The following is a 12,333-nucleotide window of genomic DNA, read 5'->3' as shown; positions in this document are numbered from 1 at the left end:
CCCAACTGTTCATATCGTACCACAAACTTGACAAAAAACAATCATTTTTCTTCAAAAAGATTCAAAAAAATTCATTTCTAATTCAATTTTTTACAAAATGGTGAATTCCTGCTCCAATCATCATGATTGCGTTTACATTTTAAAGAAAATACATCCACTTTTATGTAAATTCATTCTTCTTACATAGGAATTCAGCAGTAAACGTTCAAAAGCGTTCTAAAGCTTCCATCAGTACTATTTTACCATTATGCGCACAATTCGTCCCCACCTTCTCTACTACTCAGAAAAAGGCTAAACACGAAGATTGCTCCCCTTTGTGTTTAGCCAATCGAGATGCTCAGCGTTCAGCCCTTAACGATTCCAATGACGAAACCGTCATACCCCTTGCTCCCCACGGTTTGGACAGCTGTAGCTGTAATTCTTGATTCCTCAGCTAGCATCTCATAAAACTTTCTTACTCCCTGCACACGAGGGTCTGTGCTATAAGCTTGAACCACTTCTCCTTCACGGATAACATTATCACCGATAATAACGGTGCCAGGATGTGAGAAGCGAAGTGCCCAATCCAGATAAAATGGATTATTGGGTTTATCCGCATCGATAAAAATAAGATCAAAGGGGTCAACTCTCTCCTCTTTCATCTGTGCTAACTGCTCTAAAGCGTCTCCCTCCCGAAGTTCCACTATTCCATCCAACTGAGCCAACGATATATTCGACCGGGCAATTTTAGCATGGATCGGATTGGCTTCCAGCGTAACTATTTCTCCATCCTCCGGCAACGCCCTTCCCAACCAGATTGTACTGTAGCCTCCCAAAGTACCGATCTCCAGCACACGTCGCGCGCCTTGCATTTGAGCAAGGATATTTAATAGCTTTCCCTGATTAGGGGATACATCATGCGGAGGTAGTCCCGCCTTTTGATTAGCGGCCAATACTTGTTCCAAGACAGCATCATGCGGAATGAGACACTCCGAGATATACTGGTCTACTTGATCCCACGTGTTCGTTTGATTCATTCGCTCCACTCTCCTTTGGATTAACTTACAATTTGATTGTAAATGAATTATTATTATAAAAATAATATATGTTTTTGCTCTATTCATAATCTACATATATGAATCTGTCGGAAAGGGAGAATGGTCTTGAACCTGCATGCATTACGCTTATTTCACGTGGTCGCCTCTACAGGGAGTGTGACACGTGCCTCTGAACTTTTAAATATTAGCCAACCTGCGATTACCGCCCAGATTAAAAAATTTGAAAAAGAAATATCTCTCACACTGCTCATGCCGCTAGGAAGAGGGATTGCCTTAACGGATGCTGGTGAAAAACTTGCTGTACTCGCCAGACGGCTCTTTGCTGTCGAACAGCAAATCGAACAATTTTCACAAGATTATCGTGATGGAGCCCATGGTCATATCCGGCTAGCGGCTACTTATTTACCGGCTCATTTTCTCATTCCGGCCTGGATTGCAAAATTCAAACAACAATATGAACATGTTGAAATGACGATTAACACTACAAATTCCAACGATGCTTTGCAGCAGCTATTAAATATAGAAGTGGATTTGGCTATCTACGGAGGACTGCCTGAGCAGTATCCCGATACGATTCAGACTGAAGAATTATTTCGTGATGAATTATGGTTCGTGGTAGCTCCAGATCATCGGTATGCAAATCAGCAGGTTTCTTTATTGGAAATGATGCATGAACCCTTTGTTATGCGTGAAAAGGGGAGCTCGACACGGGAGAGATTATTTTCCTTATGTCGAACCTACAATGCCCCCGCCCCTAAAGTCACCCTAAACTTCACAGGGCTGCACGAGGCGATTACCGCAGTTATTGCCGGATATGGCGCCAACTTTGTGTCCTCACTGGTCGTGCGTGAATATGTAGAACGTGGCGAGCTGTGCCGGGTATACGTAGAAGACATCCAGCTTCTCAATTCAATCGCCATCTGTACCCGTAAGAACGACCCCCTATCTACCGCTACTCTAAATCTCATTCAGCTCATACGTAACCATTCCTGATGAGCATAAGGCACCTGTGTACACTAGTGCTGTATTTTAAAATAACAAGAGCCATGACTGCGTGCATACCGCATTCATGGCTCACCTTGTTATGATAAATATTCACCCTCAATAATCTTCTCCAGATAATCTTCCGGCTGTGCAAGAAACTCGGCAAAGCTGCACACATCCGCATATTCCTGATGCTCCTCGTCATAATAACCCAGGCACTTCTGCTTCGGATTCCACACCAATATAATATCCGAGTAATTATCTACTTTTAGAGACAGACGCAACAGCTTTTGCCGACCCGCCTTCATCTCAACCGTATCTATGAATGAGAAGAACTCAACAAATTGAATATCAAGATCATTTTCTGGCAGGTTCACACGGAGCTGATCCCCCATTAGAAAGGAAATAATATCCTTTGGAAGCTTGTAGCTTTTCAAAGTATGTCGTTTATTTTCCAGATTATGAAATGCCGGAGGCTCGACAGACTTTAAATACTCAGCCATTTCTACGTTTTTATTACTTAGTGCAATTGTATATGCCCGTTCTCCATCTTTTTCTGCCAGCGTCACATCAGCGCCTTGCTGAACCAAATACTTCACCATCGCAAAATCGTTGTTGCGTACCGCCACTGTCAAAGGCGTGGCTTTATAAGGATATACCATATTAGGGGCATTGAAATTAATATCTACGCCATGTTCCAATAGTAATGCTACTGTTTTTAGGTCATGCTTACTAACTGCGCTGCGGAGTGTTGCTCCAGCATGCTGCTTTATATCGAGGCCAAGCTCATGGATAAGCAGGATATTGCTTTTGTTACCGTAGTAGGCTTGCTCATAGGCACCGGATTTGACATGATTTTTCCCGTCCAGCTTGGCGCCATGGGCAACCACATAACGGACAATCTCTTCTGTACTATAGCGAACAGCCGTCAGGAATGCGGGATTATCTTTCACATTAAGTTGAACCCCCTCATCGACCAGTAGCTTCAAGACTTCCATTTGCTCAGTGATGAGTGTAATATCTAATGGACTTAATGTCGTATATTTGCTGAGTACGATTCCTTGTTCTATATCCCAGCCTTCGGTCAGCGCTTAGCGTAAAGCGGATATATTGCCTTGAACGATATGCATCGCTATCTCAGGAAGAACCTCGAAATTGCCTACATCTTTTAATTTAATCATCGTTATTCCCTCACTCTTTATGTATCTACTATTAATTATGTATATCTATTTTATACCAACCCCTCCTCTATATAAATCCAAGAGATTCCCCCAAATTTATAGCGCAAACAAGTGAGTAATAGCGCTTAAAATACCTTAGAGAAGCTATAATTATATTATGATTCTGTATACCCTGTGCCACGAAAAGGGGCTCGTAATACATGGTTGATGACTTGGATACCAAAGAAACGAAGCGAATAGTAACCCGGGCCCAAAGAAGCTTGAACAAAGAGAAATAATTGGAAGACTCCTCCCCATCCAATCCATATCTAGAATATTCACATAGGCTATGATATTTATCTGGAATATTAGGAATGGAGGAATTCTATGTCTGTTATTCGAATCTATCTGGAAGCAGACAGTATCGTATCTGGAAACATCGCATCACTACAAGTATCAATGTCACTCCAGTGGTTAATCGTTACACAGCTATTGTCGTGCTTGCCTCCTCAACCTCTGTCAACAATGTCACCGTAACGACTACCATAAGCGACTGAGCTACGTAAAACAGGACAAACGCCTCTTTTTTATGATTTTATAAAAGGGTAAAATTCCCTTTGTAAATATGAAACAGAGGGAGTTATTTCCATGAAATTCAATTTTGCGCATTTCCGATTTTATGTTGTTGCACTGATCGCAGTGCTCATGCTTACCAGCTGCACCTCCAAAAATGCTGCAACTGCAGTCCAAACAAATTCTGATGTAGACAATGCGACTCACAATACAAAAGTTGTAGACAAAGAAAGTCTGCCTGTTCCACCCGTCACAGAGTCGCCGGCTCATACCGTTACCTCGGATAAGGATCTTGTGGCTCTCACAATTCCCGCTGGCTGGCGTAAATTTAAACAAGGACAACTGGACGCAGTGCTTAGTGTTGCTGACAAAGGAAACAAGAATGTAGGTCTGGTTTTCCGTATCCCTAAGTCAGCTTATGCAAGTAATATGACGCTCGATGAATTTGTACAGCAACGTGAAGAAGTCTCCGCACTTGACCTTGAAAACTTTAAGGCTGTGGAAACTACTCCAATCCAGATTGATTCCACAACCGCCAGAACAGCCAATTATAGCGGAAATTTCAACGGTAAACAGGTCTATTACTTCAGTGCCATGTTTGAAAGCAAACAGCACTATCTTCAAGTATTAATCTATTCAAGGGAAGGCTCTGCTGTAGAAAAACATCACGAATTTGCAACTATAGCCAGCTCCTTGAAAGTATTAAGCGACTCTCAAGTTAAGCCTGACCTTCGCTCAACAACCATTTTGAAAACATTTAAAAGTGAAGATGCCCAGCAACAAATCCGTCTCCCTTATGTATGGAAGACTGGTTTAATTCTTAATCCAGATGCGTTAATTCAAGCCTGGTATGAAAAAAACGATGCATACATGGCAATCATCAAGGATTGGAAATCCGAACTGCCTTATAAGAAATCCTCAATGATCACATTGAAAGAATACGCTGAGTTTTCAGCTCAATTAGTACTTAAAAGATCTGGAAAAGGAATTATTTTGACGGGACCAATAAAGGTCAATATTAGCGGGAATCAAGGCTTGCAATACGAAGTATGGGCAGAGAACGATAAAGTAAAAGTTGTATATTTAATCACTTATTTGGAACATTCCGATTCATTCTCTCAAATTATTTTTTGGACGAGAGCTGATTATTACGATCATCAGAAATCTGAGTTTCAAAGATATACCAAAACATACAGAGAAGAAGAAATATAGACATGACAAAATCCGCCAAACACTTAGGAATCTTTGTGTTAAGCGGATTTCGTCTATATGACTATCACAGCTTGAATTTCTAAAAGCTTCCCCTTGTTTAGATAGGAGATGTTATTGTACATCCTTTTATTTTTTGTGGGCTAATAAGAGATTAACTATGGTATCCAGCAGAAGCTCCAATGAATAAGGATCTTCCATCACAAACTCATCCTCTTTATCGCTGAATGAACCGTACATATAAACACCTGTCCTTTTTTACAGCCGGAAGTCCTTTCCATAGCTCACTATGCAGAATCTGATTGGCCCCTTCATCTTCCGAGCCGTATACAAAGATGTGATCTCCCATATACTCGGGTAAAATGATAAATGGTCGGACTTCCATAATTGCCGCCTTTCGCTGCCAAAACATATACTGATTTATTGGCGACTTGTACAATTGAAACCGTCTCTCCGTCTTTAACGATACCTTAAATTTTCGTTCTGGCCTCTGCAGCTTTCTTCTCGTATTCAGATGCCACTCGTTTCGGGTTTGCAGGTACTTCCACATCGCCTTTTAATGTCTTAACCATTCTTGTCTGCGCTTGCACTGCCGCTTGTCCATCGCTGTTGGATGTTGCCCTGTCAATACAACTGCTGCAACAACTCGTATACAAATTGATGAAACAAGGCTTTAACATGCTGTTTGCCAAGTCCAGAAGCTTCACTCCATTCTTGCTCCAACAGCTTCACTTTATCGTACAGGGGCAGCGGGTAATGAGATGCGAAAGCATACTGATTCTGAAAAGGATTTTCCTTTTCCAGCAATTATGCAATCTCTTTGCGACCAGGCAGGGCCAACGTTGCTTATACAGAATGATGTAATATTCAAGCACGTCACTCCGCCAGGATACTCAGGCACATTCCTTTTCCGCCATGCAGTACATGGAAACGCTCTACCCTATGAATACTGTTACCCAACCGTACCCGTGCGCTTCCACGCACAGCATACAAGAACGCACTGGCAGGAAGTCGATAGGTTCGTAGCTCCTCCCCTTTTTCGATCTTCTTATGACGAACATCCATCACCTGTATAAAAACATGATTCTACAGCAAAATGTGATCGTTCAACTTCATTACTACCACTCAATCCCCATCCAAACCGTTTCTTCAGCTCTTATTCCGCCCTATCAGAATTAAATTTATTATAATTGATAACCATTCTCACAAGCAATCGATTATATCCAAACTCCTCTGAACAGCAAAATATAAGAAAAAGCCCTGTCAAAGGGCTATCTTTCTTGCGATTCATTCTATTGCTAATTGGAGCTCTATCTGTATGATTATGTTCCAAATCGTTTGCGGTACCCGCATTTTCGGCATAACTCTTCTACCGCTTCTCTCTTGGAGAATCCGAAGTACAGACGGTTTGCACGCTCCCCTTCCACAATGTCGGAAAAAGATTGTTCGTGCACGTTACCTAAATTAATGACACCTTCTCCGTCAAGACAGCAAGGGACCACTGTTCCATCCACCAATACCGCCGCCTGGCTACGGAGTGCATGACAAAAGCCTTTTCCGTCATCTTCCGGGGCGCTGAGGCTCGGCCATTCAAATTCATGGTCTTGATTCAAATAAACGTTTGGTGCGATTTTGACCCCACTGCCTGGTATCACCTTTTCCTCAATCCGATAGTCCAGTCCAAACTCTTGCTCCAGTCGTTCAAGTGTTTCCCGGTTGCGCTGACGCTGCACATTAGTCAAATTATCTTCAGTCAAGTTCCAGAGACGGAACGAAATAATGACATTGTGTTTCACCGCTTCTCTTACAAACGTGAAAATATTACCCAAATATCCTTCTCGATCCACGGAGCCTTCATGTCCGTCAAAACTGTGAAGAGAGAAGTTCATCTGACGCAGCGCTGGTTGCCCAAGCAGCTTATGTCCGGTCTTCGGCAGCAAGGTACCATTGGTGGTAATATTGACCTTCAATCCTTTCTCATGAGCACTTTCCAGCAAAAGATCAATTTTCGGATGGAGCAACGGTTCTCCTTTTACATGCAAATAGATGTAATCTGTATGTGGTTTGACCTGATCAAGCACATTTCGAAAGACTTCCGGATCAATAAATTTTTTGACACGCTGTGTTTGAGGACAAAAACTGCATGCGAGATTGCAAATGCTCGTTATCTCAATGTATACCTTTTTAAAAGTTTTCAACATGATTTCCCCATTCTAACCTTCATCCAGAGCATCTTGTTTATGCTCACTAATCTTATGATTATAACGGGTTATCACCGACAGGTAAACTCTCCAGTCTCCCCCTTGGTGTGGGCATCAAATGCTCGACACCTACGCCTATCCAAAATTTGATTTGATATTTTCTATTGACCCTAGGTCTGACCTAAGGTTTATAGTGGAGTTATTCAACTATCAGTAAGGAGTCCTGTCATTGAAAGAACACATTACGATCAGCCAGCTTGCTCAGCTCATGAAGGTATCTGTACATCAACTGCGATATTTTGAAGAAAAGAGAATTTTGCATCCATCACATACAGAAGAAAATCAATATCGAATGTACGGGCTTCATGAGATTTATCAGCTTTCGCATATTTTATTGTTACGCAAATTAAATGTCCCTGTCGGTCAGATTCAAGAATGTATGACTTCCTATGCTGCCGATGACTATAACCAGCTTTTAGAGCATTCGTTGCAGAAGGTACAGGCTGAAATAGCCAACTTGAAGATGCATGAACAGTTTATTCACAAAGTTTTAGAAGAACATAATAATCGGACCCAGCAGGATGATGAGTATCAGGTCAAACGATTAGGTCTCCGTCATTTAAAGCTATGGTTTGCATTGGAGAATGGTCAAGAGCTCACTGCCGGAAACCTATTTAAACACCGCCCTGCCCCACCTCGATTATTTGAAAATGACCTGCATTACTTGTCTGATGCCGGACAGGTGAAGCTATGTTATGAAACGGCGGATGTGGCTGACTATATTCTGGAAGAAGGCAACTATCTTTATAAGCATCTTTCCGTCATTGAAGAACCTGAGATTGATTATGAAATCAAACAAATGGAACGATATGTAGCTCATCATCGATATAACTGCCAAAGCAAGATTGTTCTAGTAGAAAAATCTTATCTTTCGATGTTCGACAACAACAAGCTGCAATATGAAATTCAAGTTAAAGTAGAATAAATCTTGGAGGGCGTTACATGAGTGCAAAATCCTTTGACATTGTTGCATACCAGAAACAAGACCATGAAGCTGTTTGCAGTCTTTTAGTTGAATCGTTTAAAGCAAAATTCCAATCTCTTGTTACACTGGAGGATCAAGCTATACAGCAGTTGTTAATGAAGATCTGGGTTCAAAATCCTTATTCTACATCTATGAAACAATTTGTAGCCAAAGAGAACGAAGATGTTGTCGGTGTTCTTTCCCTCAAATGGAAGGCCCCCTCCTCTTCACTTCCTGAAACAAACCCCATTTCTTTAGCTCCGCTCCTAAAAAAGTTTGGTTGCTTCAATGTATTTAAATTTTTGACAGGTATGCATGCGCTGGAGTATACCCCCGCTGCAAATGAGTGTTACATTGATCATTTGGCAATTCGTTCAAGTCATCGTAACCAGGGAATAGGACGCCGTCTTCTAGCTTTCGCACAGCAATTCACAGTTGAATCTGGTTTTCATGCATTGACGCTTCATGTAGCGTATAAGAACCAAGGGGCTATTTGTTTGTATCACAAACTAGCGTTTGAAGTAGAACAATCCAAGTATAATGGGTTACGGCATTTTTGGTTCAAGGAGCCTGTATGGTATCTGATGAGTTGGAAAGAGAATCTGCATTCGAGGAGAGAACATCGTTGAAAAAAACATTTAAGCTTACTTTTGGTATTGTGGCAGCTCTGGCTGTTGCCTTGATACTAATTGTTCTATATCAAAATTCCTACAAGATGACAGAAGAAAAAATACAAATTAAGACACCTAAAGGGCTGTTAACAGGTACATTAGCTTTGCCTAAGAACTACTCGGGAAAGGTTGGATTGGTTGTTTTTGTCCATGGGGATGGTCCTATTAATGACACATATGATGATGGATACAAACCACTGTGGGAAAAGTTCGCTTCCAAGGGTTATGCCTCCCTATCACTGAATAAGCCCGGTATTAACAGCGCTCCTGGCAATTGGCTTGACCAAAGCATGGAGGACCGCGCACAGGAGATCCGATATGCAATAGACTGGGCAAGAAGCTTACCTGTAGTTGATAAGCAAAAAATCGGCCTATGGGGAGCCAGTCAAGCAGGATGGGTCATTCCGAAGATCGTTAAAGAGGAGCACAATATTGCTTTCAGCATCCTTGTATCGCCTGCCGTGAACTGGATTTCCCAAGGACAATTTAATACCAGAAAAGAAATGGAACAAGAAGGAGCTACTCCGCAAGAAATTCAAAAGACATTGAACTACGATCAAGAAATTCTACAGTTACTGAAAAAACATGCTTCTTATTAAGAATGTCTAAGCATAGCCGATCCTGACGATATGATTTCCAAAGAAAGATGGAGCTTTATAGGCAAAAATTTTCTGTCTGATTCCACCGAAGAATTAAGTCACTTCCATTCTCCTATACTCTTGGTTCTGGCTGGTAAAGATATTAATGTTGATGTAAAGGATACCGAGCGAGTATATCGCCAAAAAATACCTTCTGAGCTGCTGTCCGTGATTCATTTACCTGAAGCCGACCATTCCATGATGGATGAAAAAATCGCGCGTTCAAAATCTCTAACTTTTTTAATAGCCGTATTCGCCCCAAGAAAATTGGTGAATGACGAGTACCTGAAAATCCTTGCCGATTATGTCAGTCAGCGTTAAACAAGGATGTTCTTTTTTTGCCATACTTCTTTTGAATATGCTAATGAAAACCCCATCGACAGATAAAAGGGCTGACCGGAACCCACAAAAATTCTTTCTGCACCTTTGTCTTTGACTCTTTTTATAGCTTCATAAATAACGGCTTTTCCAAGCCCCATTTTTCTATACTTAGGTATCGTACCTACCGGCTCCAGTATTCCTATTTTATTTAGCTCGTCGTACCAGAGAGTAGTGAAAGAAGCAACTTCATTGTTTTGATCCAGGATGACTACATCCAATTCCGGTATATAATCAGGGGCATTTCTCAATGATATATAACATCGTTCCGCGACATTATGATCTGGATAATCGCCCTTGTAATACCCAAATGCTCTTCCATGAGCAAACCCTTTTTCAAAATCCCCCACTTCATTCGCATCCGAAATTCTAAACCCTTTTGGTAATTCTACCTTTGCATCATGGGGTACATTCATATAGGACGTCGTTTCTTTCCCATCTTGCAAGATATAACTTCTTTTTTTCAAAAGCTCCTTAAGTTGTTCTCCCTCCTCGTTTACGATTAAATCTAAAGTGGTTACTCCCTCATTGTGTAAAGCTAATTTTATTTCAGCATAATCTATTAATTCATTTAGAAATTCATTTGAAAAATCTCGATCTGCAAGCTGGAAATAGGCTTCACCTATGTTACCTTCTCCTTCCGGGTGAACAACAGCAACAATTTCTTTATGCTCATCCTCCCAAATCCCAACAGTCTCAGGCCACATTTCAAATGTATTGTGCATGATTTGTCCCCAATATCTACAAAAATTCCATCGGTCTATAAACCAATTTTTGAGGTTTGGGCTACTTTTGAGGGAGTGTTTCAAAAAATCTCTAATCCTTAAAAAGTCATGCGTTTCGAATTTTTTCTGAGTATACTTCATTATTTACCTCCTGCTCTTCTGCAATGACCTTATTGTAAAGATTCTGGAAGTTTAGATATATGCCAAGTTCTTTTATCAAATGTTTGTAACGTTATACTTATAAGAGGACAACAAAAACCCACAGATCATCTCTGCGGGCACATTTTTTATTTTTTTGAATAAACGATTTTCTTAATGCGGTCTACAGACAGTCCGTATTGTTCTGAGAGTTCGTCAATGGGCACCCTCTCGCTGAATCTTGCACGTATCTCTTCGTTCCGAATGAGATAATAAAGGGCTGCGCCTGAGCTTTCTCCCCATCCCCGACGCTCACTTGGACGACTTGGGATATAAATGAGTTCTCCTTGTATATACCGCTGAACTTCCTTAAGCAAATCATCAGGAAGTAGATCAGTTGCCTTCAAATAATTCATGTAGGGCTCGCTCCTTAAAATAAATTTTACATTTTAAGGGCAAAGCCTGCGTCTGCCAATAACTAATCCTTACAGGCGAAATATATTCGCTCCATACCAAGCTTCGCCTTGTTTATTCCGCAGGCTTTGCATGGAGCAGATTGAGTACGAAATCAATGATACGATACATCGTTCCCCCTCCTTTTTGACATCATATTGGTTTTCACTTAGTCCAGTTCAATGATTAGGAACTCAACTCATGTTATTGTAAAATGCGAACTGCGATGAAACAACGATCAAAGTTACACTCGCGAACAATGGGTTGCTAGTGCTACTTGCAGAGACGTTCAGTCAACATGGAAAGAAGCATATAACCCATTTATATAAGCAACGCTCTTGTCGATATCCTGTTCCTTTGTTTCTTCTAATAGAATATTTATATAAGGTTTCTTATCTTTTAATAATTTCAGTAGAAAATTATAGTTTAATATCCCTTTTCCAACAGGCACAAACTTTGTCGCATTATCCTCAATAATGAAATCCTTTGCATGTATAATCACGATTCTGTCTCCAAAAAGATCAAATGCTTCTTGGAAAACAGATTCCTGGTTTTGATAATTATTTAGGGAAATAAAGTTAGCCGGGTCAAAGATAACTTGAAGATTATTAGACGGAACACTATCCAGCAATCTTCTCATTCGCTCCGGTGTATGAATAGGATGATTAATTCCCCCCTCAATTCCTACGATTACACCGAACTTTTCTGCTTCCGCTACAAGTTCTCTGACATTTTCCACTACATCCAAAAAAGGCTTCTCAGTAAAATTCTCTTCGGTATAGACAATCTCCGGGTTTACATTTCCCGTCTCGGTTCCAACAATGCTGCAGCCAAAATCACGTGCAAACCGGATATGCTCCTTGAATCGATCCAATTCTTTTCTTCTTTGACTTGGGTCAGGGTGGATCATATTGATGTAGCAACCTAAAACCGCTATTTGCACATCTTTTTCCCGAAAAATACTACTTATATAGTGAGCAATGCCAGGACTAAAACTTCCTAATTTTGTATTCACTTCATGTAGTGATTTACTTACGGCTAACTGAACGGATGTTAGACTTTTACTTGATATGATGTTCACTGCTTCTTGTAAAGAAACGTTTTCAATATCGTGTACCCGAATTCCTAAATTTGCATTCATA

The 12,333-nt window shown here is 40.8% G+C and carries 10 protein-coding genes and 2 pseudogenes; 5 read left to right on the top strand and 7 right to left on the bottom strand.

The window, feature by feature from the left end; all coding sequences use genetic code 11:
* Nucleotides 1-344 precede the first annotated feature (344 nt).
* Nucleotides 345-1,016 carry an O-methyltransferase gene (locus tag T3H97_RS08565; protein ID WP_328802266.1) on the bottom strand — a complete coding sequence of 224 codons (672 nt, stop codon included), beginning with the start codon at nucleotides 1,014-1,016 and terminating at the stop codon, nucleotides 345-347.
* Between the two features lie 126 nt (nucleotides 1,017-1,142).
* Between T3H97_RS08565 and T3H97_RS08560 the strand changes: the two genes are divergently transcribed.
* The gene (locus T3H97_RS08560) at nucleotides 1,143-2,030 is read left to right on the top strand and encodes a LysR family transcriptional regulator (protein WP_328802265.1); all 888 of its coding nucleotides are present in this window, start codon (nucleotides 1,143-1,145) and stop codon (nucleotides 2,028-2,030) included.
* 89 nt (nucleotides 2,031-2,119) lie between these two features.
* On the opposite strand, the pseudogene T3H97_RS08555 reads toward T3H97_RS08560, so the two are convergent.
* Nucleotides 2,120-3,202: pseudogene (locus T3H97_RS08555) on the bottom strand (ankyrin repeat domain-containing protein).
* Between the two features lie 627 nt (nucleotides 3,203-3,829).
* Between T3H97_RS08555 and T3H97_RS08550 the strand changes: the two are divergent.
* On the top strand, nucleotides 3,830-4,966 hold the full coding sequence (locus tag T3H97_RS08550) for a hypothetical protein (RefSeq protein ID WP_328802264.1): 1,137 nt from the start codon (nucleotides 3,830-3,832) through the stop codon (nucleotides 4,964-4,966).
* A gap of 621 nt (nucleotides 4,967-5,587) precedes the next feature.
* Here the strand turns inward: T3H97_RS08550 and T3H97_RS08545 are convergent.
* On the bottom strand, nucleotides 5,588-5,770 hold the full coding sequence (locus T3H97_RS08545; RefSeq protein ID WP_328802263.1) for a hypothetical protein: 183 nt from the start codon (nucleotides 5,768-5,770) through the stop codon (nucleotides 5,588-5,590).
* Between the two features lie 515 nt (nucleotides 5,771-6,285).
* Nucleotides 6,286-7,164: a radical SAM/SPASM domain-containing protein gene (locus T3H97_RS08540; protein WP_025719701.1), complete on the bottom strand. Its 879-nt coding sequence runs from the start codon at nucleotides 7,162-7,164 to the stop codon at nucleotides 6,286-6,288.
* A gap of 229 nt (nucleotides 7,165-7,393) precedes the next feature.
* Between T3H97_RS08540 and T3H97_RS08535 the strand changes: the two genes are divergently transcribed.
* From T3H97_RS08535 to T3H97_RS08525, 3 genes and pseudogenes are all read left to right on the top strand, one after another.
* Nucleotides 7,394-8,149 carry a helix-turn-helix domain-containing protein gene (locus T3H97_RS08535; protein ID WP_328802262.1) on the top strand — a complete coding sequence of 252 codons (756 nt, stop codon included), beginning with the start codon at nucleotides 7,394-7,396 and terminating at the stop codon, nucleotides 8,147-8,149.
* Between the two features lie 17 nt (nucleotides 8,150-8,166).
* Nucleotides 8,167-8,817: a GNAT family N-acetyltransferase gene (locus tag T3H97_RS08530; protein ID WP_328802261.1), complete on the top strand. Its 651-nt coding sequence runs from the start codon at nucleotides 8,167-8,169 to the stop codon at nucleotides 8,815-8,817.
* Nucleotides 8,814-9,818 (top strand): annotated as a pseudogene (locus T3H97_RS08525) (alpha/beta hydrolase family protein). Before T3H97_RS08530 ends, T3H97_RS08525 begins: the two are co-directional and overlap by 4 nt.
* Here T3H97_RS08525 and T3H97_RS08520 read toward each other — a convergent pair.
* From T3H97_RS08520 to T3H97_RS08510, 3 genes are all read right to left on the bottom strand, one after another.
* Complete coding sequence (locus tag T3H97_RS08520) at nucleotides 9,815-10,741, bottom strand: GNAT family N-acetyltransferase (RefSeq protein ID WP_328802260.1); 927 nt, start codon at nucleotides 10,739-10,741, stop codon at nucleotides 9,815-9,817. The pseudogene T3H97_RS08525 and the gene T3H97_RS08520 sit on opposite strands and share 4 nt — an antisense overlap.
* Nucleotides 10,742-10,887: 146 nt before the next feature.
* Nucleotides 10,888-11,154 (bottom strand): CD3324 family protein, encoded by a 267-nt coding sequence (locus tag T3H97_RS08515; RefSeq protein WP_328802259.1) that lies wholly within the window; start codon nucleotides 11,152-11,154, stop codon nucleotides 10,888-10,890.
* Nucleotides 11,155-11,480: 326 nt separating this feature from the next.
* Nucleotides 11,481-12,332: a sugar phosphate isomerase/epimerase family protein gene (locus tag T3H97_RS08510; RefSeq protein ID WP_103048087.1), complete on the bottom strand. Its 852-nt coding sequence runs from the start codon at nucleotides 12,330-12,332 to the stop codon at nucleotides 11,481-11,483.
* Between the last annotated feature and the right edge of the window lies 1 nt (nucleotide 12,333).

The organism is Paenibacillus sp. LX16 (assembly GCF_036252815.1).
Lineage (GTDB): Bacteria > Bacillota > Bacilli > Paenibacillales > Paenibacillaceae > Paenibacillus > Paenibacillus polymyxa_B.
The sequence above is the reverse complement of the archived record's forward strand: the minus strand, read 5'-3'. Positions and strand labels throughout refer to the sequence as shown.

Excerpts from the sequence above, each read along its gene's own strand:
- T3H97_RS08550 (WP_328802264.1), top strand. The coding sequence starts at position 3,830 with ATGAAATTCAATTTTGCGCATTTCCGATTTTATGTTGTTGCACTGATC.
- T3H97_RS08530 (WP_328802261.1), top strand. The coding sequence starts at position 8,167 with ATGAGTGCAAAATCCTTTGACATTGTTGCATACCAGAAACAAGACCAT.
- T3H97_RS08520 (WP_328802260.1), bottom strand. The coding sequence starts at position 10,741 with ATGAAGTATACTCAGAAAAAATTCGAAACGCATGACTTTTTAAGGATT.
- T3H97_RS08510 (WP_103048087.1), bottom strand. The coding sequence starts at position 12,332 with ATGAATGCAAATTTAGGAATTCGGGTACACGATATTGAAAACGTTTCT.
- T3H97_RS08540 (WP_025719701.1), bottom strand. The coding sequence starts at position 7,164 with ATGTTGAAAACTTTTAAAAAGGTATACATTGAGATAACGAGCATTTGC.
- T3H97_RS08515 (WP_328802259.1), bottom strand. The coding sequence starts at position 11,154 with ATGAATTATTTGAAGGCAACTGATCTACTTCCTGATGATTTGCTTAAG.
- T3H97_RS08565 (WP_328802266.1), bottom strand. The coding sequence starts at position 1,016 with ATGAATCAAACGAACACGTGGGATCAAGTAGACCAGTATATCTCGGAG.